Annotated in this window: 19 protein-coding genes and 1 riboswitch; of the genes, 10 read left to right on the top strand and 9 right to left on the bottom strand. The window is 65.4% G+C overall.

Going from position 1 to position 20,544, the window contains the following annotated elements:
• The first annotated feature begins 25 nt into the window (after positions 1-25).
• Together ACZIRK_RS08280 and ACZIRK_RS08275 are read left to right on the top strand one after the other, a co-directional pair.
• Positions 26-865: a protein-disulfide reductase DsbD domain-containing protein gene (locus tag ACZIRK_RS08280; protein ID WP_463327139.1), complete on the top strand. Its 840-nt coding sequence runs from the start codon at positions 26-28 to the stop codon at positions 863-865.
• 206 nt (positions 866-1,071) lie between these two features.
• Entirely contained in the window at positions 1,072-2,448 is a 1,377-nt protein-coding gene (locus ACZIRK_RS08275) for a lipopolysaccharide biosynthesis protein (RefSeq protein ID WP_165435543.1), read from the top strand.
• A 406-nt stretch (positions 2,449-2,854) separates the two neighbouring features.
• Here the strand turns inward: ACZIRK_RS08275 and ACZIRK_RS08270 are convergent, their stop codons facing one another.
• On the bottom strand, positions 2,855-3,502 hold the full coding sequence (locus tag ACZIRK_RS08270; protein WP_130229638.1) for a TIGR02594 family protein: 648 nt from the start codon (positions 3,500-3,502) through the stop codon (positions 2,855-2,857).
• Positions 3,503-3,758: 256 nt separating this feature from the next.
• Between ACZIRK_RS08270 and ACZIRK_RS08265 the strand changes: the two genes are divergently transcribed.
• Complete coding sequence (locus ACZIRK_RS08265; RefSeq protein ID WP_130229632.1) at positions 3,759-4,619, top strand: alpha/beta fold hydrolase; 861 nt, start codon at positions 3,759-3,761, stop codon at positions 4,617-4,619.
• Positions 4,620-4,895: 276 nt separating this feature from the next.
• On the opposite strand, the gene metW is transcribed toward ACZIRK_RS08265, so the two are convergent.
• Complete coding sequence (metW, locus tag ACZIRK_RS08260) at positions 4,896-5,564, bottom strand: methionine biosynthesis protein MetW (protein ID WP_130229631.1); 669 nt, start codon at positions 5,562-5,564, stop codon at positions 4,896-4,898.
• A gap of 3 nt (positions 5,565-5,567) precedes the next feature.
• Entirely contained in the window at positions 5,568-6,770 is a 1,203-nt protein-coding gene (gene metX, locus ACZIRK_RS08255; RefSeq protein ID WP_130229630.1) for a homoserine O-acetyltransferase MetX, read from the bottom strand.
• Positions 6,771-6,852: 82 nt separating this feature from the next.
• Positions 6,853-6,932: riboswitch (SAM riboswitch) on the bottom strand.
• Positions 6,933-7,239: 307 nt separating this feature from the next.
• Here metX and ACZIRK_RS08250 point away from each other — a divergent pair.
• From ACZIRK_RS08250 to ACZIRK_RS08240, 3 genes are read left to right on the top strand one after another with little or no spacing between them, the layout of a single operon-like run.
• Positions 7,240-8,088 (top strand): chorismate mutase, encoded by an 849-nt coding sequence (locus ACZIRK_RS08250; protein ID WP_130229629.1) that lies wholly within the window; start codon positions 7,240-7,242, stop codon positions 8,086-8,088.
• Between the two features lie 10 nt (positions 8,089-8,098).
• Positions 8,099-9,196 (top strand): histidinol-phosphate transaminase, encoded by a 1,098-nt coding sequence (gene hisC / locus ACZIRK_RS08245; protein ID WP_456640910.1) that lies wholly within the window; start codon positions 8,099-8,101, stop codon positions 9,194-9,196.
• Positions 9,193-10,128 (top strand): prephenate/arogenate dehydrogenase family protein, encoded by a 936-nt coding sequence (locus ACZIRK_RS08240; protein WP_130229627.1) that lies wholly within the window; start codon positions 9,193-9,195, stop codon positions 10,126-10,128. The genes hisC and ACZIRK_RS08240 overlap by 4 nt, the downstream gene beginning before the upstream one ends.
• A 140-nt stretch (positions 10,129-10,268) precedes the next feature.
• Here ACZIRK_RS08240 and ACZIRK_RS08235 read toward each other — a convergent pair whose 3' ends face one another.
• Positions 10,269-11,456: a DUF2125 domain-containing protein gene (locus tag ACZIRK_RS08235; RefSeq protein ID WP_130229626.1), complete on the bottom strand. Its 1,188-nt coding sequence runs from the start codon at positions 11,454-11,456 to the stop codon at positions 10,269-10,271.
• Positions 11,457-11,563: 107 nt separating this feature from the next.
• Between ACZIRK_RS08235 and ACZIRK_RS08230 the strand changes: the two genes are divergently transcribed.
• Entirely contained in the window at positions 11,564-12,160 is a 597-nt protein-coding gene (locus ACZIRK_RS08230; protein WP_028163760.1) for a gamma-glutamylcyclotransferase, read from the top strand.
• 212 nt (positions 12,161-12,372) lie between these two features.
• Here ACZIRK_RS08230 and ACZIRK_RS08225 read toward each other — a convergent pair whose 3' ends face one another.
• The 4 genes from ACZIRK_RS08225 to ftsE all read right to left on the bottom strand — a co-directional run bounded on the left by ACZIRK_RS08225 (position 12,373) and on the right by ftsE (position 15,591).
• Positions 12,373-13,146 (bottom strand): lysophospholipid acyltransferase family protein, encoded by a 774-nt coding sequence (locus tag ACZIRK_RS08225; RefSeq protein WP_130229346.1) that lies wholly within the window; start codon positions 13,144-13,146, stop codon positions 12,373-12,375.
• Positions 13,147-13,173: 27 nt separating this feature from the next.
• Positions 13,174-13,896: a YdcF family protein gene (locus ACZIRK_RS08220; protein WP_130229347.1), complete on the bottom strand. Its 723-nt coding sequence runs from the start codon at positions 13,894-13,896 to the stop codon at positions 13,174-13,176.
• Positions 13,897-13,967: 71 nt separating this feature from the next.
• Entirely contained in the window at positions 13,968-14,939 is a 972-nt protein-coding gene (locus ACZIRK_RS08215) for a cell division protein FtsX (protein WP_130229348.1), read from the bottom strand.
• A complete protein-coding gene (gene ftsE / locus ACZIRK_RS08210; protein ID WP_130229349.1) occupies positions 14,932-15,591 on the bottom strand; it encodes a cell division ATP-binding protein FtsE in 660 nt (219 codons plus the stop codon). The genes ACZIRK_RS08215 and ftsE overlap by 8 nt, the downstream gene beginning before the upstream one ends.
• A gap of 203 nt (positions 15,592-15,794) precedes the next feature.
• Here ftsE and ACZIRK_RS08205 point away from each other — a divergent pair, with 203 nt between their 5' ends.
• Both ACZIRK_RS08205 and ACZIRK_RS08200 read left to right on the top strand, forming a co-directional pair.
• Positions 15,795-16,652: an MJ0042-type zinc finger domain-containing protein gene (locus tag ACZIRK_RS08205; protein ID WP_130229350.1), complete on the top strand. Its 858-nt coding sequence runs from the start codon at positions 15,795-15,797 to the stop codon at positions 16,650-16,652.
• A 35-nt stretch (positions 16,653-16,687) separates the two neighbouring features.
• The gene (locus ACZIRK_RS08200) at positions 16,688-17,065 is read left to right on the top strand and encodes a response regulator (protein ID WP_028163766.1); all 378 of its coding nucleotides are present in this window, start codon (positions 16,688-16,690) and stop codon (positions 17,063-17,065) included.
• A gap of 134 nt (positions 17,066-17,199) precedes the next feature.
• Here the strand turns inward: ACZIRK_RS08200 and ACZIRK_RS08195 are convergent, their stop codons facing one another.
• On the bottom strand, positions 17,200-19,797 hold the full coding sequence (locus ACZIRK_RS08195; protein ID WP_463327138.1) for a TIGR02302 family protein: 2,598 nt from the start codon (positions 19,795-19,797) through the stop codon (positions 17,200-17,202).
• A gap of 253 nt (positions 19,798-20,050) precedes the next feature.
• Between ACZIRK_RS08195 and ACZIRK_RS08190 the strand changes: the two genes are divergently transcribed.
• A complete protein-coding gene (locus tag ACZIRK_RS08190; protein ID WP_463327137.1) occupies positions 20,051-20,431 on the top strand; it encodes a carboxymuconolactone decarboxylase family protein in 381 nt (126 codons plus the stop codon).
• Positions 20,432-20,544 lie beyond the last annotated feature (113 nt).

Raw genomic sequence — 20,544 nt, 5'->3', positions numbered from 1 at the left:
AATAACCAGCCGGTAAAGACGTTCCATGATCGCCATAGTTCCCATGCGGGTTGCGCTCGGCCTGCTAGCCACTCTTTCAGTCGTCTGGCCTGCGACGGAGGTACATGCCGAGGATTCCTCGCCCTGGCAGCGGGACGCCCATTCGGCGGTACGGCTGCTTGCAGGTTCGCGTAGCGGCGCGGTTTTGCTAGGCGGTATAGCCATCCAACTCGAGCCCGGTTGGAAAACCTATTGGCGTACCCCCGGCGATTCCGGTGTGCCGCCGCGTTTCGATTTCTCGAAGTCGGAAAATGTCGACGCGGTGACAGTGTTGTGGCCGGCGCCGATGAAATTTGACGACGGCGCCGGCGGCACCTCGCTCGGCTACAAGCACCAGGTGGTGCTGCCGCTTCGGATCGTCGCCAAGAGTGCGGACAAGCCGCTGACGCTGCGGGCCAACATTAACTATGCGGTGTGCGAGAAGCTGTGCATCCCTGTGGAGACCAGCGTCGAGCTTGCTTTTGCGAGCGTCGCCTCCACCGAGGACGGCGCGCTGTCGTCCGCGCTCGACACCGTGCCGAAGCCGGCCAATATCGGCGATCCCAACCCGGTGACGATCCGCGACGTCAAACGCAGCGGCAAGGCGACCGTGCTGGTCGATGTCGCCGCGCCCGAAGGCAAGGACGTCAGCCTGTACGTCGAGGGACCGACGCCGGACTGGGCCCTCCCGGTGCCGAAGCTCAAGCCGAACTCGCCACCCGGGGTGAAACGGTTCTCCTTCGAGCTCGACGGCCTGCCGCCGGGCGCCAATCCGGACGGCGCCGCGCTGAAATTGACCCTGGTCGGCGGCGACCGCGCCTACGAGTTCAACACCAATCTGGAGTGATTAGGAATTTGTAACCCGGGGACAGTGGCCCCGCGCTGAAAGACGGGCCCGGATTGCGCGGAGCCTGTCATCGGGCGCGTATCGCGCGACCCGTTGGCTTCCATCCGGGCTATGGTTTCACCGTTATCCACCCAACCCATTCTTAACGTTTCGTTGATAGTTCAGGGCCCCTGTCGCAAACGCGCGGCATTTTGGGAATTTTCGCCTTGGCCGTGATGGACGCCCAATCCGCAACCGCTTCGCCCACGGGCATGATGGCGCGTATGCGCGGCCTGATCGGCGGCTCCGGCGAGGCATCTGTCACGCGGCGGCTCGCGGGGACGATCTTCGTCATCCGCGTCGTCAGCGCCGTCGCCGCCTATCTCTCGCAAATCCTGCTCGCGCGCTGGATGGGCAGCTCGGACTATGGCGTCTATGTCTATGTCTGGACCTGGGTGCTGCTGCTCGGCAGCATGATGGATTTCGGCATTTCGGCCTCGGCGCAGAAGCTCATTCCGGAATACCGCACGGCAGGCGAGCACGCGCTATTGCGCGGTTTTCTGTCCGGCAGCCGCTGGCTGACTTTTGCGGTGTCGACCGCGGTCTCGCTGCTGCTCGCAGGCCTCGTCAAGCTGCTGTCGCCATGGATCGGCATGGACACGGTCGTGCCGCTTTATATCGGCTGCCTGACGCTGCCAGCGTTCGTGGTCGCCAATACCCAGGACGGGATTGCCCGGTCGCATGACTGGATGCGGCTCGGCCTGATGCCGCAATTCATCGTGCGCCAGGGACTGATCATCGGCTTCACCGCGGGCGCCGTCGTGCTCGGCTTCGATCTCGGCGCCACCGCCGCGATGCTCGCCAGCGCCGCGGCGGTGTGGATCGCCATGATCGGCCAGATGCTGGTGCTGAACCGCCGCCTCGCGGCCCACGTCGAGCCGGGCGAGAAGGCCTACGACATCAGCGGCTGGCTTGCGGTCTCACTGCCGATCCTGCTGGTCGAAAGCTTTTATCTGCTGCTCTCCTACACCGATGTGCTGGTGCTGCAGCAGTTCCGCTCCTCCGAGGAGGTCGGCGTCTACTTTGCCGTGGTGAAGACGCTGGCGCTGGTGTCCTTCATCCACTACGCGATGTCGGCGACGACGGCGCATCGCTTCGCCGAATACAACGCGCTCGGCGACAAGGCGCGGCTATCGGCCTATGTCGCCCATGCGATCCAGTGGACGTTCTGGCCTTCGCTCGCCGCGACCGTCCTCCTGCTCGCCTTTGGCAAGCCGCTGCTCTGGCTGTTCGGGCCGCAATTCGTCGTCGGCTACGACATCATGTTCCTGGCCGCCATCGGCCTCGTGGTGCGCGCTGCAATCGGACCGGTCGAACGTCTGCTCAACATGCTCGGCCACCAGAAGATCTGCGCGCTCGCCTACGCGCTCGCCTTCGTCATGAACCTGGTGCTGTGCGTCGCACTGGTACCGCGCTTCGGCGGCCACGGCGCCGCCATAGCGATATCGACGTCGCTGAGCTTCGAGACCGTGCTCTTGTTCTGGATCGTCCGCCGGCGGCTCGGGCTGCACGTGCTGGCGTTCGGGAAGATCGGTTCCGGCTGATAGCAATCCCGGGCCGCGCCACATGTAATCGCAGCGTGACCGCAGCAGACCTGAAAGATCTTCTGGAACGCGTTCAGGCTTGGCCGAGGCTCGCAAGATGAGCTTGCTGCGCCGTTGCGGAGCAAATCGAGAGTGAACTGCGAGGCGACGCCTATGTCGTCACTTGCGGCAAACTGTGCGCGATCGACGACGCCATAGCCTCGATCGATGCCGACGACTTTGCGACCGACCGCGAAGTGGAGCGAAGCGAAGCAATCCGTAGCGCCGCAAGTGGAGGCATGGATTGCTTCGCGGAGCCTGTCATCGGGCGCGCGTTCGGGCGACCCGTTGGCTCGCAATGACGAAGGCTGTCATTCCGGGGCGATGCGAAGCATCGAGCCCGGGCTGACGGTGGAGAGTGTAGCGGCTAATTCGTCGGCATCACGTAGGCGTAGATGCGGCCGCGGGAGACCGGGGCTTCGCGGACGCGGTTGCCGTTGTTGCCGGAGATCATGATCGGATTTCCCTTGGCATCGATGCCGGTGATGATGCCGACATGGCCGCCGCGGCGTCCCCGCGACATCACGGCGATGGCACCGACCTGCGGGCCGGAGACTCGCTGCCCGTAACGGGCGAACGAACTCGCCATGTCGGAGCCGGTGCCGCGATAACCCGAATGCTGCAGCACCATGTTCATGAAGCGCGCGCACCACAGGCTGCCGCGGCTGGTCGGGTTGCCGCCGAGGTGACGGCGGGCTTCATCGACGATGTTCGACGAACCGAAGCTTGCCGCCTGCTGAGGCTCCGGCGACAGACTCGCATTGCTGTCGGCAAGGCCTTGCGCCTGCATCTGTGCGACGCCGCGCTCAAAGCGCGAGACGCGGACCCTGCGCCAGTGGTGAGCGCGGGCATGGTGATGCTTGGCATGATGACCGGCATGATAGGCCCTGGCGTGGCGCCCTGCGCCGTGATGAGGCCGTGCCGAAGCGGGAGAAATAGAAGCGACGATAACCGTCGAACACAACGCCAGCGCCAGAACTCGAAGCAACCGGCGGAACGCACGCAACTGAACCATACTTCCCATTTTTTCCTTCTGTTACACCCCCGTTTTCCAGGTGCGCCCGTCTGTGGATGACATCTGGATGACAGCCGCAGCGCGTTTTGTGCCGCTCAATGTGGCAAGACAAAGATGTCGTGCCGCGCTGCGGCGAAAAATTGCGGGACGATTTCGCGAACATTTGGCGGCGAAAAAGAAACGATGCCGCCGCATTGCAGCCGTGAAGGTTAATTGCAATCTTGCCGCGCAGGCTCACAAGAAGGAAAAGGTTAAAATGCCCTATGCCGTCGCCAAGGATAATGTCCGCCTCTATTTCGAAGAGGTTGGGAGCGGAACGCCGATCATCTTCCTGCACGAGTTCGCGGCCGATCACACCAATTGGGAGCCGCAGATGCGTTATTTCTCGCGCGGCCACCGCTGCATCGCCTATTCCGCGCGCGGCTACACGCCCTCCGACGTCCCGCCATCGGCCGAGGTCTACAGCTACAAGCATTTCTACACCGATGCGCTCGCGGTGCTCGATCATCTCGGCATCGCCCGCGCGCATTTCGTCGGGCTGTCGATGGGCTCCTATTCGTCGCTGCAGGTTGCGCTGAATGCGCCCGAGCGCGTGATGTCGATGACGCTCGCAGGCGTCGGCTCCGGCTCAAGTCTCGAACACCTCGACGCCTTCCGTGCGCAATGCCGGGCCAATGCCGAGCAGTATGAGACGATTGGATCGGAAGCGGTCGCCAAGGTGACGCGCGAGGCGCCGGGCCGGATTCCGTTCCTGGTCAAGGATCCGCGCGGCCATGCCGACTTCTATGCCGCGCTCGCGCGCCACGATGCCAAGGGCTCGGCCAACACCATGCGCAGCTTTCAAGGCGGCCGGCCCTCGATCTACACCATGGCGGAAGCGATTGGACGCGTGCCGACGCCGGCGCTGATCATCTGCGGCGACGAGGACGACAATTGCGTCGAGCCGAGCCTGTTTTTGAAGAAGCATTTGCCCGCGGCGGGGCTGACGTTCTTCCCGAAATCGGGACACGTGCTCAATCTCGAGGAACCCGCGCTGTTCAACGAGATGGTCGAGCGGTTTATTGCGTTGGTGGAAGCGGGAAGGTGGCTGCCGCGCGATCCCAGGTCGATGGTGTAACCGTCATTCCGGGGCACGCGAAGCGTGAACCCGGAATCCATTCATCTACGTGTTTTGCGGCGCAATGGATTCCGGGCCTGCGCCTTCGGCGCATCCCGGAATGACGAGGGGAGGTGCTCGCGGCAACAGTTTAGCCTGTCATTCCGGGGCACGCGAAGCGTGAGCCCGGAATGCATCGAGCCGCAGAGTTCGTGGAGGAAATGGATTCCGGGCTCGATGCTTCGCATCGCCCCGGAATGACGGAGGAGAGGTCTTCCGGAATGACGGGGAGAGTACTCAGCGTCCCTTCCCGCCCCTGCTCAGCAGGAACACACCCTGCTCGCCGAACATGTTCCAGACCCACCACGGCAGGTTCAGCGGCACCGGGCGGCCGTAGAGGTCGAGCGCGACGGCGCGCTCCATCTTGACGTGGATCTCGTCGCAGAGCTGCACGAAATCCTTGATGGTGCAGAAATGAATGTTGGGGGTGTCGTACCAGGTGGCCGGCAGATTTTCGGTGCGCGGCATGTGCCCGCCGATCAAAAGCTGCAGCCGCATCTTCCAGAAACCGAAATTCGGGAACGAGACGATGGCGCGGTGGCCGATGCGCAGGAGATTTTCCAGCACAGCCTTCGGCTGCCGCGTCGCCTGCAGCGTCTGCGACAGGATTACGTAGTCGAACGCATCGTCGGGATAGTTGCCGAGGTCGGTGTCGGCGTCGCCCTGCACCACCGCGAGTCCCTTGGCGACGCAGTGGTTGACGCCTTCGCGCGACAGCTCGATGCCGCGGCCATCGATGCCGCGACTCTCCAGAAGCTGCAACAGATCGCCGTCACCGCAGCCGACGTCGAGCACGCGCGACCCGGGCTCAACCATTTCGGCGACGAGAAGATGGTCCGGACGAAGGCTCGTGCTCGCCTGCGGCGCCAAGCCGGGCAGCGGCAGAGTTTGCTCCTGAAGCGCCATCACTTAAGCCCCCGCATCGCCAAGGCCACGCGACTTACCCGCCGAGTGCAGGAAGGCGCGCGAGATGTCGAAGAATTCGGGCACATCGAGCAGGAAGGCGTCGTGACCCTTGTCGGTCTCGATCTCCGCGAACGAGACCCGCGCGCTGGAGGCATTCAGCGCGTGCACCAGCGCCCGCGCCTCCGAAGTCGGAAACAGCCAGTCGCTCGTGAACGATACTACGCAGAAGCGGGTCTCGACGCCGCGGAACGCCTGCGCCAGCACACCATTGTGGTCGGCGGCGATGTCGAAATAGTCCATCGCGCGCGTCAGATAGAGATAGCTGTTGGCATCGAAGCGCTCGACAAAGGACGAGCCCTGGTAGCGCAGATAGCTCTCGACCTGGAAATCGGCATCGAAGGAGAATGTCGGCAACTCGCGATCCTGCATCCGCCGCCCGAACTTGCGATGCAGCGCCGCGTCAGAGAGATAGGTGATATGCGCGGCCATCCGCGCGACCGCGAGCCCGCGATGCGGATGCGTGCCCTGGTCGACATAGCTTCCGCCACGCCAATCCGGATCGGCCATCACGGCCTGCCGGCCGAGCTCATGAAAGGCGATGTTCTGCGCCGAATGCCGCGTCGAGCAGGCGATCGCGAGCGTCGAGAACACGCGCTCCGGATAGGCCGCCGCCCATTGCACCGCCTGCATGCCGCCCATGGAGCCGCCGACCACCGCGAACAGCGTCTCGATGCCGAGTTGGTCGATCAGCATCGCCTGCGCACGCACCATGTCAGGGATGGTGATGATCGGAAAATCCAGGCCCCATACCTTGCCGGTCGCAGGGTTCAGCGAGGCAGGGCCAGTCGAACCCATGCAGCCGCCAAGCACGTTGGAGCAGATGATGAAGTATCTGGAGGTGTCGAGCGGCCGGCCGGGGCCGACCATGGTCTCCCACCAGCCAGGCTTGCCGGTCACCGGATGCAAATTGTTGACATGCTGGTCGCCGGTCAGGGCGTGGCAGACCAGAATGGCGTTGGAGCGCTCGGCATTGAGCTCGCCATAGGTCTGATAGGCGATCTGGAATGGCGCAAGGTCAATGCCGCAGTCGAGCTTCAACGGCTGATCCATGCCGAACTTCGCCACCGGCGAGGACGGATGATCGGCCTCATGGGCGCGATCCTCACCCTGAATCGACGGACTCTTGATCGACTGCACCTTGGTCATTTGTGGCGCCTTCCTCCGACGCGGAGGTCCCGGACAGAAATCAGGCCATGAAAAACCCGGCCTGAACAAAGGTCCGGCCGGGATCGATCTGTCCCCGGCCTGTTTAGCGAATTCTTTAACGTGGCTGCAAGCCGGCCGGCTCAAATGACCACGGAGTGCTGGGAAAGTAGTCCCTTACCCGGCCTGCGTCAAGGCAAGTGGGGCCGTTAACCTAACCGTGACCTTTAGGCCGAGCTTGCGCCATCTGGCCCCATGGGACAGAACGGGGGCTCGCACTTTCTCCCTCTCCCCGCCCTTGCGCGGAGAGGGTTGGGGTGAGGGGCTCTCTCCGCGAACACGGTACCAGACGGATTCGCGGAGGCTCCCCCTCACCCGAAATTCAAGCTGCGCTTGAATTTCGACCTCTCCCCGTAGGCGGGGAGAGGTGAAGAGTCTGCTTGCTGATTGAAGAGAAACGACGGGCCCTAGCATGTCAAAACCGCCTCCGGCGCCGCCTTCGCTGGCCGAGCTGCGCAAAGAGATCGACGCGATCGACGAGCAGGTTCACCGCCTCTTGATGGCGCGTGGCGACATCATCGACCGCCTGATCAGGGTGAAGCAGACCCAGGAAGTCGGCTCCGCATTCCGGCCGGCGCGCGAGGCCTCCATGATGCGCAGCCTGGTCGAGCGCCATCGTGGCATCCTGCCGCTCGACACCATCGAGAGCATCTGGCGCGTCATCATCTCGACGTTCACCTATGTGCAGGCGCCGTTCTCGGTGCATGCCGATGTCTCGGTCGGCGAATCCATGATGCGGGATTCGGCACGCTTCCATTTCGGCTTCGTGGTGCCCTACGTCTCGCATTTCAGCGCGCAGGCGGCGGTCGAAGCGGTGGCGAAATCGAAGGGCGACCTCGCGCTGGTGTCGGCCATTTCCAGCCGCACGCCATGGTGGATCGACCTCGAGGCCGAGGGCGCGCCGAAGATCATCGCGCGATTGCCGTTCCTGGAGCGCGCCGATCATCCCGCGGCGCTGCCCGTGTTCGTGATCTCGCGCGTCGCTGACGATGCGATGGTGACCGAAGTCGAGATGTGGAGCGTGCGCGTTTCCGGCTGGAACGCCGAGATCGCCCGCGCGCTGGCCCCGCTCGCCGAGATCGTCGCGGTGCCGGATACGGCCTTCGACGGCGCGGCGCTTTTGGTATCGGTCGCCGGCCGCGGCTTCGAGGAGATCAAAATGGCCCTGATCCGCGCCGGGGCCTCGGTGCGCTCATCGGCCCTCGTCGGCAGCCACGCAACGCGCTATACGGTGCCCCCCGCCCCTACAATCCGGAGCTAGAGAGTTAGAGATGTCCCGCCCCGTGCCGAATCCCGGCATCCTCGATATTGCGCCCTACACCCCCGGCAAGAGCCCGGTGGCGGAACCGGGGCGCAAGGTGTTCAAGCTTTCCGCCAACGAAACGCCCTTCGGTCCCTCGCCGAAGGCGATCGAGGCCTATAAGCACGCCGCCGAACATCTCGAGGACTATCCGGAAGGCACCTCAAAGGTGCTGCGCGAGGCAATCGGCCGCGCCTATGGCCTCGACCCGAGCCGCATCATCTGCGGCGCCGGTTCGGACGAAATCCTCAACCTGCTCGCCCACACCTATCTGTGCGAGGGCTCGGAGGCGATCTCCACCACCCACGGCTTCCTGGTCTATCCGATCGCGACCAAGGCGAACGGCGCCAAGAACGTGGTCGTGCCGGAGACCGACTACACCGCAAGTGTCGATGCGATCCTTGAGGCGGTCACGCCGCGGACCAAGCTGATCTGGCTCGCCAATCCGAACAACCCGACCGGCACCTATCTGCCGTTCGACGAGGTCAAGCGCTTGCGCGCAGGCCTGCCGTCGGACGTGCTCCTGGTGATCGACGCCGCCTATTCGGACTACGTGGTGCGCAACGACTATGGCCTCGGTCTCGAACTGTGTGCGACGACCGAGAACACGGTGATGACCCACACCTTCTCCAAGATCCACGGGCTCGCGGCGCTCCGCGTCGGCTGGATGTTTGGCCCGGCGCATATCGTCGATGCGGTGAACCGGATTCGCGGCCCCTTCAACGTTTCTACTCCGGCGATGCTCGCGGCGGTAGCCGCGGTCGAGGACACCGCGCATGTCGAGATGTCCAGGGTGCACAACGAAAAGTGGCGGAGCTGGGTGACGGACGAGGTCCGCAAGCTCGGGCTGAAGGTGACGCCGAGCGTCGCCAATTTCGTGCTGATCCATTTCCCGACCGAAAAGGGCAAGACCTCGGCCGATGCGGACGCGTTCCTCACCAAGCGCGGACTGGTGCTGCGTGCCGTGAACAATTACGGCCTGCCGCACGCGCTGCGCATGACCATCGGCACCGAGGAGGCCAACCGCCTCGTGGTCGAGGGCCTGCGCGACTTCATGGATCAGAAGTGAACGCCGCGCCGCACTTTCAACGCATCGCGCTGATCGGCTTCGGCCTGATCGGCGGCTCGATCGCGCGCGGCGCGCGGGCGCAGGGGCTGGTCGGCGAGATCGTCACCACCGCGCGCTCGGAAAAGACGCGCGCGCGGGTCGCCGAGCTTGGCATCGTCGACCGCGTGGTGGAGAACAATGCGGAGGCGGTCAAAGACGCCGATCTCGTCATCCTCTGCATTCCCGTCGGCGCCTGCGGACCCGTGGCGGCGGAGATCGCGCCTTACCTGAAGAAGGGCGCCATCGTCTCCGATGTCGGCTCGGTCAAGGGCGCCATCGTCAGGGACATGGGCCCACATATCCCCGATGGTGTGCACTTCGTGCCCGCGCATCCGGTGGCGGGCACCGAGCACTCAGGTCCCGATTCCGGTTTCGCCGAGTTGTTCATCAACCGCTGGTGCATCCTGACGCCGCCCGAGGGCACTGAGGCGGGCGCGATCGGCAGGCTGCGTGACTTCTGGGCCGCGCTCGGCGCCAAGGTCGAGATCATGACGCCCGATCATCATGACCTCGTGCTCGCGATCACCAGCCATCTGCCGCATCTGATCGCCTACACCATCGTCGGCACCGCCGACGAGCTGGCGCAGGTGACGTCGTCGGAAGTGATCAAATTCTCCGCCGGCGGCTTCCGCGATTTCACCCGCATCGCGGCGTCCGATCCGACGATGTGGCGCGACGTGTTCCTGAGCAACAAGGACGCGGTGCTGGAGATGCTCGGCACCTTCAACGAGGATCTCTCCAAACTGACGCGCGCGATCCGCCGCGGCGACGGCGAAGCGCTGTTCGACCACTTCACCCGCACCCGCGCCATCCGCCGCGGCATCGTCGAGATCGGCCAGGATTCGGCTGCGGCGGACTTCGGCCGGCCGCATGCGAATCTGGAGAAGAAATAGCGCGGGATCTTGTAGCCCGGAGGGAGCCAACGGATCGCGCGAACGCGCGCCCGATGACAGGCTCCGCGCAACCCGGGACAGGTCTATCCGCATCGCGAGCAGACCCCGGGTTGCGCTGCGCTTCACCCGGGCTACGTGAGCTAGAACAATGGCGGGATTTGTCCGACCTTGATCGAGCCTAGCAGCACTGCGCCGTCGACGAAGCGCAGCGGGAAGCTGCGCGCCTTCTTGCCTTCGAGCATGGCTTCGCTGCCGAGCGAATTGATGCTGGCGGCAACGCCGACATTGGCGTTCTGCTTCACCATCTTGCCGAGACCAGGGACCGCGCGGTCGAGCGCGCCGAAGAGATTGTTGAGGTCCTGCGTCTTCACGCCGGGCGCGACGCGGTCGAGCGTTGATTGCGGCACGCCCTCCTCCAGCATCTTCTCGATGCCGAGCGCCGGGATCACGCGCTCGAGGCCGGTGACCGTCATCTGCAATTCGCCTTCGATGCGGCCACTCGCGTTGAGGCTCAAGGTGCCCGCGGAGATCGCGATCATCTCGCCCTGCTGGATGCGCGACTGCACGATCTCGACATGGCCGCCGGCGGCCTGGATCTCGCGGAAGCGCTCCGGCCACGGCTTTGGCGTGAAGTCCTTCAAGCCGGAAATCTTGGTACGGATGTCGGCATCGAACGGCGTTGCCAGCACCGGATGCACGTCCTGCAGGCTGCCGCCGCTGATCTGCAGCGCGGTCTCGATCACCGGATTGTCCAGGGAGGAGCCTTCGGCGAGGCGGCCGTGCAACTCGACGTGGCTGGCGCGGCCGAGCGGCGTCTGCACGGAGCCATTGACGCGGTCGATCGCGGGATCGTCGAACACCAGCGAGCCGCGTTGCGGCACCGCCGGCAGGCCCGCCACGCTGGCGCGCCCCGAGCGCCAGTTGACGGCGAGCTGTGGCTGTGCGCCTCGCTCGGCGAGCGTCGCCGGCGCCTTGAATTCGGCGATCACGCGTGTGGGGTCGTAGACCTGCGCCACCACCAGGATCTCGCCGAGCCGCGCGGTGAACGGCGTTTGCGCGCCGGCCGTCTGCGAGATCAAGGTCACGCTGGCGTCCTCGCAGCTGATCTCGAGACGGAAGGGGTAACCCGCGACCGATCGCTTGCCGCAATCATAGACCCGGCCCGCCTTCGCCTCCTGCGCGCGCCAGGCATCGGCCTGCACCCAGACCTGGGACGAGGCATAGAACCAGAACGCGCTCCACGCCACGGCGAGGATCAGGACGAGGACGGGGGCGGCAAAGAGACGCCAACGCGAGCGCCGGTGCGGCGCGGGGGTCATATCAGGCATGCGGCGACCTCTGGCTGTCAATTTTGGCAAATGTAAGCGGCAAATGCCGGCCGGAGGCCGATGAAACCGCTTCGCTTCGCCCCGCGCTTTTGCTAGCCCTTGCGCCGATGTCCGCGCAACTCCTCTCGCCGCCCGAATCAGGTGACAGCGACCTCTGGGTATTCGGTTACGGCTCGCTGATGTGGAAGCCGGGTTTCGACTTCGAGGAACAGGTGCAGGCGCGGCTGATCGGCGAGCATCGCGCGCTCTGCGTGTATTCCTTCGACCATCGCGGCACGCCGGAAAAGCCGGGGCTGGTGCTCGGGCTCGACCGCGGCGGCGCCTGCCGCGGCATCGCGTTCCGCGTCGCGGCGAAGCGGCGCAGCGAGACCATCGCCTATCTGCGCGGCCGCGAGCAGACCACCAACGTCTATCGCGAGGTGCACCGCTCGGTGTGGCTCGAGGACGACCCGCGGTCACGGGTGGCCGCGCTGACTTACGTCGTAGACCGCAGCCATGTGCAGTACGCCGGCCGGCTGACGCTGGCCGACCAGCTCCGCTACGTGCAGCAGGGCCACGGCCGCTCGGGCAACAACCGCGACTATGTGTTGTCCACGGTGCTCGCGATCGAGAAGCAGGGTTTTCGCGATCCGCAGTTGCACAAGCTCGCGACGATGCTGCACGACGCGCATCCCATCGAGCTGCCGCTGCAGGAAGGAACGTAGCTAAAGCGGGATGGCTCTTGTTTGAATCGGCGTGGCAGCGTTTGCCCACCTCTCCCATAGGGAGAGGTCGCGCGAAGCGCGGGTGAGGGGTCGCGGTCCATCGTTAGAGCCGCGGCCCCTCACCCGATTTGCTGCGCAAATCGACCTCTCCCCGACGGGGAGAGGTAAGGCACCTCCGACGTGGCGCCAACTCGACCTGATCTCATCATGCTCTACAGCTTCGCCTTCGCGGTATCGGGCACGGCGCCGAACAATTGCGCCTGCTCGGCGCGCGCGGCCTCGACGATACGGTCGGTGGCGCCCTCGATCGACTCGCGCAGCCGCGTCATGAACTCGTCGCGCCGCAAACCCGCCGGCAGCGGATCAAGGAATTCGACCACCAGCGTCCCAGGATAGCGCATGAAGGTGCGGCGCGGCCAGAACAGGCCGGAGTTGAGCGCGACCGGCAGGCACGGCACGCCGCTCTCGGCATAGATCTGCGCGACGCCAGTCTTGTAGCTCGGCGGCGCGCCGACCGGCCGCCGCGTGCCTTCCGGAAAGATCACGAGCTGGCGGCCGCGCTTCACTTCAGCCGCCGCGCGGCGCAGCGTCTTCACCAGCGAGCGCGGTCCGCCGCCGCGATCGATCGCGATCATGCCCGCCTTGATCAGGAACTGGCCGAACACCGGGATCCAGGTCAGCTCGCGCTTGAGCATGTAGAGCGGGTGGTCGAAGAAGCGCAAAAGCTGGAACGTCTCCCACATCGACTGGTGCTTGGCGGCCACGATCAAGGGCCCTTTCGGAATCTTCTCCACCCCTCGGAATTCGACCCGGATGTTGCAGACGACGCGCATCAGGAACAGCGTCGCGCTCGCCCACCATGCGGCCAGCGTCATCATCGCCCGGCGCGGCAACACGATGGTCGGGATCGCGATGATGCTTAAGCTCACCAGCACGAGATAGAACAGCACGTTGAAGATGAGCGAGCGCACGAAGATCGAAGACATCGAATTCCCGAACACGAGTTGGTCTGGTCAGTTCACCTGCGCGGTCGCGGGCCGGCGCGGCGCCTGCGCGCCGCCGGGTTGATCCAGGAATTCCGGCGTCAGGTCGAGACCGATTCTAGCCAGCCGCACCCGCACCTCCGCCGCGACATATTTGACGTATTCCGATAGCAGGAGGCGCAGCGTTCCGCCACTCATCCACCAGGGTTCGTCGCGCCATTTATCGCCGATCACCACGAACGGGATCAGCTCGACATCCGGCATCGCGTGCGACAGTTCGACGATCGCACGCGGCATGTGGTAGTTCGAGGTGACCACGATCAGCGACTTGAAGCCGCGCTCACGCGCCCAGCGCCGCGTCTCCGCGGCATTGCTCCTGGTATTGACCGCGGAGCGGTCGAGATCGACGCAGCACCTGAGCAGTGCCTGATTGCTCTCGGGCAGCGAGCGGGAAATATCGCTCGCCGCATTGGTCGGGTGAACGCCTGAGATCAGCAGCCGCTTGCCGTAGCCGGCCGCCAGCAATTCCACGGCGTCGGAGATCCGCGAGGAACCGCCGGTCAACACCACGATGCCGTCGGCGTTATGCTCGGGCTGGGTTTCGACGCCGCGCAATTGCGACAGGAACGCGACGAAGCCGAACCCCGCGGAGACGAACAGCACCGCCAGCGGCGCGACGATCAGCGCGCGCAGCCATCCGCGCGGCCGCGCTGGCCGGCGCTCTTGCGATCCGTCGTCGAGTTCAGAGCTCATCGGATAATGGCTGTCCTTCCCCGGACGCAATTTTAGTGCGTTTTCGGGCGAAGTGGAGTCCGGCCGTTCCATCAGTCGACATCATCGAGCGTGGCGAACAGCGTCCGCCGTGAGGCCCAGGCCGTGATCGCGGCGATCAATACCGCCTGCAGCGCCAGCACCAGATAGCCGGACGGCCGCAGCGAGAAAGTGCCGAGCAGGGCTGCGAACTGGTCGCCGACCGGGGTGCCCGAGAACCAGCTTGCGATCGATTCGGAGAAGCCGAAGAACAGCATCGCGACGCCGCCGCCGATCAGCCCGCCCTCGAGGCCCAGCATCAGGAAGTGCCGCAGGAAGCGGTTGGCGATGTAGCTGTCGGAGGCGCCGACGAAATGCAGCACCTCGACGATCGGCCGGTTGGCGGCCATCGCGCCGCGCGTGGCGAAGGAGACCGAGATGATCGTCGCGATGATCACGAGGGCCAGAATGCCGATGCCGGCGAACACGGTGGCGCCGCTCATCGAGCGCATGCGCTCGATCCAGGCGCGATGATCGTCGACGCTGGCGCCGGGGGCGGCCTGCGTGACCCGCGCTCGGAGCGCTGTGAGGTCGGGCGTGCCGCCGGGCTGCACCCGCGCCACGATGACGCGCGGCACCGGCAATTGCTCGATCGACAATCCGCTGCCGAGCCAGGGCTCGAGCAGTTTTGCGGATTCCTGCTTGCTGAACGGGCGGACTTCGACGATCCCACCCTGCGTCCGCATCGCCTCCGCCGCCGCTGATGTGTCGCGATCGAGATCGCGGCCGGGAGCCGGGCGGATCTGGATCGTGATCTCGCTTGCGACCTCCGACTGCCACTCGGCTGCGGATGCGCTGACCAGGAGCACCGTGCCCGTGGTCATCGAGGCGAGGAAGGTCATGATCGCCACGACAGCGACCAGCGCGCGGCCGGAGATCGAGGCGCGCGGCACGATCGGCGACATGTTGCGCGCGTTCGCCGACACCTGCGGGCGTTCATGCCCGAGGTCGACGAGCGGCACATGCTCTCGGCCGATCTTATTCATAGATGTGCAGCCGTCCCTGGTGCAGCACCAATCGCCGCGCCTCGTACTGGTCCATCAGCGTGATGTCGTGGGTCGCGATGATCACGGCGGTGCCGGACTTGTTCAACTCGATGAACAGGCGAAGCAGCCGCCGCCCGAGCGTCGGATCGACGCTGCCGGTCGGCTCATCCGCCAGCAGCAGTTGCGGCCGCGAGATCACCGCGCGCGCGATCGCGGCGCGCTGCTTCTCGCCGCCCGAGAGGATCGGCGGCAGCGCATCCATTCGCTCGCCGAGGCCGACCCATTTCAAGAGATCGATCACCTCGCGCCGGTAGCTGGATTCGTCGCGGCCCATCACGCGGAACGGCAGCGCGACGTTCTCATAGGTCGTCATGTGGTCGAGCAGGCGAAAGTCCTGCAGCACGATGCCGATGCGCTTGCGCAGGTTTGCGATCTGGTCCTTGCTCAGCAGCGAAACATCCTTGCCGAACAGATTCACCAATCCGCGCGTCGGCCGCAGCGACAGGAACAAGAGCCTGAGCAGCGAGGTCTTGCCAGCGCCCGACGGGCCGGTGAGGAACTGGAAGGAATGGGCGGGGACGGCGAAGCTGAGGTCGCGCAGAATCTCCGGGCCCAGTCCGTAACGCAATCCGACATTTTCGAACCGAACCAAGCTCTAGCTCCGCTCGACATTGGGTTGGACGTTGGGTTCAACTGGGGCGGCGGCCGGGAACCTCGAACCTTGGCTCAATCCTCGCGCCCGCTTCCGGCTGGGCCGGCGGGCCGAACAAAGCGTTTGTGCTTCGGTTATGGTTTCCGATTCGTTAACGGTCGCCTTGTAGCATCCCGGCGCATCCATGGTGGGGATTGGGCTCCATGCATATCGTTTGCCCGCATTGTACAACATCCTATGCGATCAAGCTGGAGACGTTAGGTCCGGCCGGGCGTACGGTGCGTTGTTCCCGCTGCAGGGAGGTCTGGCTGGCGCGGCCGGAGGATGCCGTCGACATCACGGCGCCGATGCCGGCGATGGCGGCGGCGAACAGGTCCGCCGCGTCCGATGCCGCCGCGGAATGGGAGGCGATGGCGCGGCAGGAGGAGGACGAGCGCACGCCTGTCGTCGACAGCCCCTCGATCTCGGCCGACTGGCCGGCGGACGATGCAGTCCGGCAGGACTGGCCGTCGGTCGCCCGGGAAGACGCCGAGGCTCACGTAGATGCCGAAGCCAAACCCCGCCGCCGGCTGCCAGGACTGTTCAAGCTGCCCACCCTGCCCCGCATCCGCATGCCCGCAACGAGCCTGCCCACCGCCTGCGCGGCGATGGCGGCGCTGATCGTGGCGCTGGTGGTGTGGCGCGGCGACGTCGTGCGCCTGTTGCCGCAGACCGCGCTGTTCTACCGGCTGGCCGGGCTCGAGGTGAATCTGCGCGGGGTGGCGTTCAAGGACGTCAAAGTCAGTCACGAGACAGTGGACGGCAAGCCGGTGCTGGTGATCGAAGGCATGATCGTCGGCGAGACCCGAAAGCCGGTGGAACTGCCGCGGTTGCGCTTTGCGGTCCGGGACGCGCAGGGCGCAGAGATTTATGCGTGGAACACGGTGCTGGAGCAGCCGGTGCTGAAGCCGGGCGAACGCGCCTTTTTCAAGTCCCGCCTTGCCTCGCCGCCCCCGGAAGGGCGCGACATCGATATCCGCTTCTTCAACAAGTGGGATCTGGCGGCCGGCGGCAAGGCTTAGAATACGAGACGTGTCTTGCGAAGGAGGTTAGCTCGATGCCGCGGGTGTTGATCGCCGACGACGAAGATTCGATGCGCTCGCTGGTGGCGCGCGCCATCGCCATGGACGGCCACGAGACCGTCACCGCGCAGGACGGCGCCGCCGCGCTCGAAATACTGGCGCGGGAACAGGGCGCCTTCGATCTGCTGCTCACGGATATCCAGATGCCTGTCATGGACGGGATTGCACTGGCGCTCGCCAGCGCGCGCGATTTTCCGGAGTTGAAGATCCTGTTGATGACCGGCTTTGCCGATCAGCGCGAGCGCGCCTCCGGCCTCAATGCGATCGTGCACGACGTGGTGACCAAGCCGTTCTCGGTCGCCGATATCCGCACGGCGGTGGCGGATGCGCTGTCCGCGCGGAAGGTGGCGTAGAGTTACGCTCTCCGTCATACCCGCGCAGGCGGGGGTATCCAGTAAAGAGCAGTCTCTCGATTGAACTCGGACGTCGCTGGAATACTGGATCGTCCGCCTTCGCGGACGATGACGACGGAGCGGGAGACTCCGAATTAGTAATCCTTCAACAACCGCTCGATGTAGTCGAGTTCGAGCTGCGGCCGCGACGGGTCGGCGAGGCGGCGGCGGAGTTCTTCCAGGATTCGCCGCACGCGCTGCACGTCGATCTCGCCGGGGATCTTGACGGTGTAGTCGTCGCCGAACTCGCGGCCGTGCAAGGGGCGCCCGAGCGGATCGGTCTGGTTGCCGCCGCTCTGCTGCCGGCCGACGCGGTTGCCGGGGCCGTCGCCCGCCTGCTCGCCCTCACCCTGCTGCATCGCCTCGGCGAGGCTCTGCGCGCCCTTGCGCAGCGCATCCAGCGCGCGGCCCTGCGAGTCCACCGCACCATCGGCATTGCCTTCGCCAAGCCGGCCGCTGGCATCGCCCATCGCGGAATCGGCCTGATCGAGCCCGTCCTCGCCGTCGCCCTGATCGCCCTCCTGGCCGCCCTGACCTTGCTGACCTTGCTGGCCCTGCTGTCCTTGTTGGCCGCGCTGGCCCTTCTCGCCACGCTGGCCGGGACCCATGCCGCGCTTGGCGAGCTCTTCCTGCAACTTCTGCAGCCGGTCGCGCAGCGCCTGCTGATCCTGCTGCAGGTCGCCCATGGACTGATCGCCCTGCTTGCCGCGCATGCGGTCGCGCCGCGAATCCTGGCCCTGCTTGAAGGTCTTGTCGCGCAACTGCTGCTGCTTGCGGATCATGTCGCCGAGTTCGTTCAGCGCCTGCTCCATGTCGTTGTCGCCGCTCTGGCCGGGCTGCGCCATCTGCAGGTTCTCCAGCATCTGCTGGAGCTGATCGAGCAACTGCCTTGCCGCGTCCTTATCGCCGGAACGCGACAGCCGCTCCATGCGGTCGAGCATGTTCTTCAGGTCCTGCTGGCTCAGGACCTTGGCGTTGGGATCGAGCGGGCGCGCCAATTGCTGCGGGTTGTTGCGGAACTGCTCGGCGAGCTGGCGCATGAAATTGTCCAGCGCCGCGCGCAGATTGTCGGTGAGCTTCTTGATCTCCTCGTCGCTCGCGCCACGCTCCAGCGCCTGTTTCAAAGCGTCCTGCGCCGCGCGCAGCGCCTTGTCGACGTCGGTGATGTTGCCGTCCTCGATGGTGACGGCAAGCGCCCACAGGCTGGCGACGACCTCGCGCAGCGCGTTGTCGGTATGGGCGGCCTCGAGCTGCCGCGCCACGCTGTGCAGGCCGAGATAGGTGCCGGCCTCGGGCGTGAACATTTCCGGCGCGATCAACAGCGCGTCCAGCGCGGCGTAGACATCGGCGTTCTTGTTGGCGTTGAGCGCGAGAATGCGGCGCTGCTCAATCAGTGCCCGCGCCAGCGGTTTCGTGAACAACCGCTCCGGCAGGCGCATGTTGAACGGTTCGCTCTTGGCCTCATTGCCGGCCTCGTCCTTTGCCGTCAGCGTCAGCGTCACATCCGCGCCGGCATAGGGGTCTTCGCTCAAATCCTTGACGGTCTGGCCGACGCCATTGCGGGTGCGCGCGTTCGGCAGCACGAGCGGGAATTGCGGCGGCTCGAACAGCGGCCGCACCTCTGCCGTCCTGGTTCCGGCATTCCCGGGGTCCGGCGCATCGCCCGGACGCGCGACGAACTGCGCGCGCGCTTCGGTGATGCCGTAATCGTCCTCGAGCCGGTAGGACAATTGCAGCGAGCCGCGCGCCTGGCGCTCGGGATCCTTGGCCAGGGCGATCGACGGCGGACGGTCAGGCGTTGCGGTAAAACGCCACAGCGGCTGGCCGGCCGGTGCGCGGACATGCGCGGTGCCGTCGCCAGCAATCTTGAAATGCCGCTCGTTGGTGCCCTTCGGCGCCTCGCCGCTCGGGGCAACCTCGGTCACGCCGCCGCCGACCACGACGTCGATATTGCCGCCGCTGGAACGCACGAGCAGCGTGCTGCCGGCGGGAACCGCTAATGGCCCGCTCTCGGCGGCAGCCGCTTCCCGGTTCGCCGACGACAGGATGATCGGCGGCTTGCCGGTATAGTTCGGCGGCGTCACCCAGGCATCGACCCGGATATTGGTCGGCGCGAGCACGCCATTCCAATCGAAGGCGGAGGCGAAACGGAGAGGACGCTCATCGCCTGCGGCGATATAGGTGCCGACCAGCATCACGATCACCAGCGCCCGCAGGGCCCAGGGATCATGGATCGGAAGCCGCGGCGACGGCAGGCCGGCACGAATGCGCTTGAGCGAGGCCAGCGTGCGCTCGCGCTGTGCCTGCCACAGCGCCTGCGAGACCGGGTCCTGGCTCGTGAGCGTGTCGCTCAGCGCGGTCGCCGGGCGATGGCGGATGCCGGTGCCGCGATCGAGCCGGCTCAAGCCCTCCTCGCGCGTCGGCCAGTGGAAGCGGACCAGCGGAAGCAGCGCGGAGAGCGCCAGCAGCGCGAACAGGCCCACACCGGCGAGGCGCACCGCAAGCGGCAGCGCCAGCCAGAGTCCCGCCCAGGAGACGACCAGGAACAATCCGATGACGGTCAGAAACCGGGCCAGATGCGGCCATACGCGCTCCCACGCGATCGCGTATTGTGCCCGCTGCAGGGCTTCGTTCAATTTTAGCCGCGCGACGGCGTTATGCTCGCGCGCGGGTTCAGTGGGGTCGCCGCTCAATAAAATCTCCGGGTTGCCCGACACGTCATCTTACCACAAGGGCGGCAATGAGGCACCCGTTCCGTTCCGGCAACCCACACGTGGAATTACGCATAACACGAAGGCGTGACTGCGCGTGAGCGACCCCGTAACGTCGCCGCCACAACCCCAGATCATGATCCGAAATCGGGCCATGATCTCATTTTTGTTCGGGCATGGAAAACCGGTTTCCATCTTTCCGGATCATGCTCTCTGAACTGCATGAGGAAACGTTATGGACCAAAAGACGCACGACAAAGGCCTGGAAATCCGCAAGGCCGTGCTCGGCGAGGCCTATGTCTCCAACGCGCTCAAGAACGTCGACAGCTTCAACAAGCCGTTCCAGGACCTGCTCAACGAATATTGCTGGGGCTCGGTATGGGGCCGCGAGGAATTGCCGCGCAAGACCCGCAGCATGCTCAACATCGCGATGATCTCGATCCTGAACCGACCGCACGAATTGCGCGCGCACCTGAAGGGCGCGCTGACCAACGGCGTCACCCGCGACGACATCCGCGAGATCCTGATGCAGGTCGCGATCTATGGCGGCATGCCCGCCGCCGTCGACAGCTTTCGTATCGCGCGCGAAGTATTCGCCGAGATCGATAAGGGCTGACGTAGTCAGCTCCTCATGGTGAGGAGGCGCTCTTGCGCCGTCTCGAACCATGAGGCCCCGTCTGTGGCCTCATCCTTCGAGACGCGCGCGTTGCGCGCTCCTCAGGATGAGGA

The sequence above is a fragment of the Bradyrhizobium sp. Leo114 genome, assembly GCF_055229415.2.
This window is presented reverse-complemented; position numbering and strand designations above follow the sequence as displayed.

Excerpts from the sequence above, each read along its gene's own strand:
- ACZIRK_RS08280 (WP_463327139.1), top strand. The coding sequence starts at position 26 with ATGATCGCCATAGTTCCCATGCGGGTTGCGCTCGGCCTGCTAGCCACT.
- ACZIRK_RS08270 (WP_130229638.1), bottom strand. The coding sequence starts at position 3,502 with ATGGTTCAGTTGCGTGCGTTCCGCCGGTTGCTTCGAGTTCTGGCGCTG.
- ACZIRK_RS08265 (WP_130229632.1), top strand. The coding sequence starts at position 3,759 with ATGCCCTATGCCGTCGCCAAGGATAATGTCCGCCTCTATTTCGAAGAG.
- metW (WP_130229631.1), bottom strand. The coding sequence starts at position 5,564 with ATGGCGCTTCAGGAGCAAACTCTGCCGCTGCCCGGCTTGGCGCCGCAG.
- metX (WP_130229630.1), bottom strand. The coding sequence starts at position 6,770 with ATGACCAAGGTGCAGTCGATCAAGAGTCCGTCGATTCAGGGTGAGGAT.
- ACZIRK_RS08250 (WP_130229629.1), top strand. The coding sequence starts at position 7,240 with ATGTCAAAACCGCCTCCGGCGCCGCCTTCGCTGGCCGAGCTGCGCAAA.
- hisC (WP_456640910.1), top strand. The coding sequence starts at position 8,099 with ATGTCCCGCCCCGTGCCGAATCCCGGCATCCTCGATATTGCGCCCTAC.
- ACZIRK_RS08235 (WP_130229626.1), bottom strand. The coding sequence starts at position 11,456 with ATGCCTGATATGACCCCCGCGCCGCACCGGCGCTCGCGTTGGCGTCTC.
- ACZIRK_RS08230 (WP_028163760.1), top strand. The coding sequence starts at position 11,564 with ATGTCCGCGCAACTCCTCTCGCCGCCCGAATCAGGTGACAGCGACCTC.
- ACZIRK_RS08225 (WP_130229346.1), bottom strand. The coding sequence starts at position 13,146 with ATGTCTTCGATCTTCGTGCGCTCGCTCATCTTCAACGTGCTGTTCTAT.
- ACZIRK_RS08220 (WP_130229347.1), bottom strand. The coding sequence starts at position 13,896 with ATGAGCTCTGAACTCGACGACGGATCGCAAGAGCGCCGGCCAGCGCGG.
- ACZIRK_RS08215 (WP_130229348.1), bottom strand. The coding sequence starts at position 14,939 with ATGAATAAGATCGGCCGAGAGCATGTGCCGCTCGTCGACCTCGGGCAT.
- ACZIRK_RS08205 (WP_130229350.1), top strand. The coding sequence starts at position 15,795 with ATGCATATCGTTTGCCCGCATTGTACAACATCCTATGCGATCAAGCTG.
- ACZIRK_RS08200 (WP_028163766.1), top strand. The coding sequence starts at position 16,688 with ATGCCGCGGGTGTTGATCGCCGACGACGAAGATTCGATGCGCTCGCTG.
- ACZIRK_RS08190 (WP_463327137.1), top strand. The coding sequence starts at position 20,051 with ATGGACCAAAAGACGCACGACAAAGGCCTGGAAATCCGCAAGGCCGTG.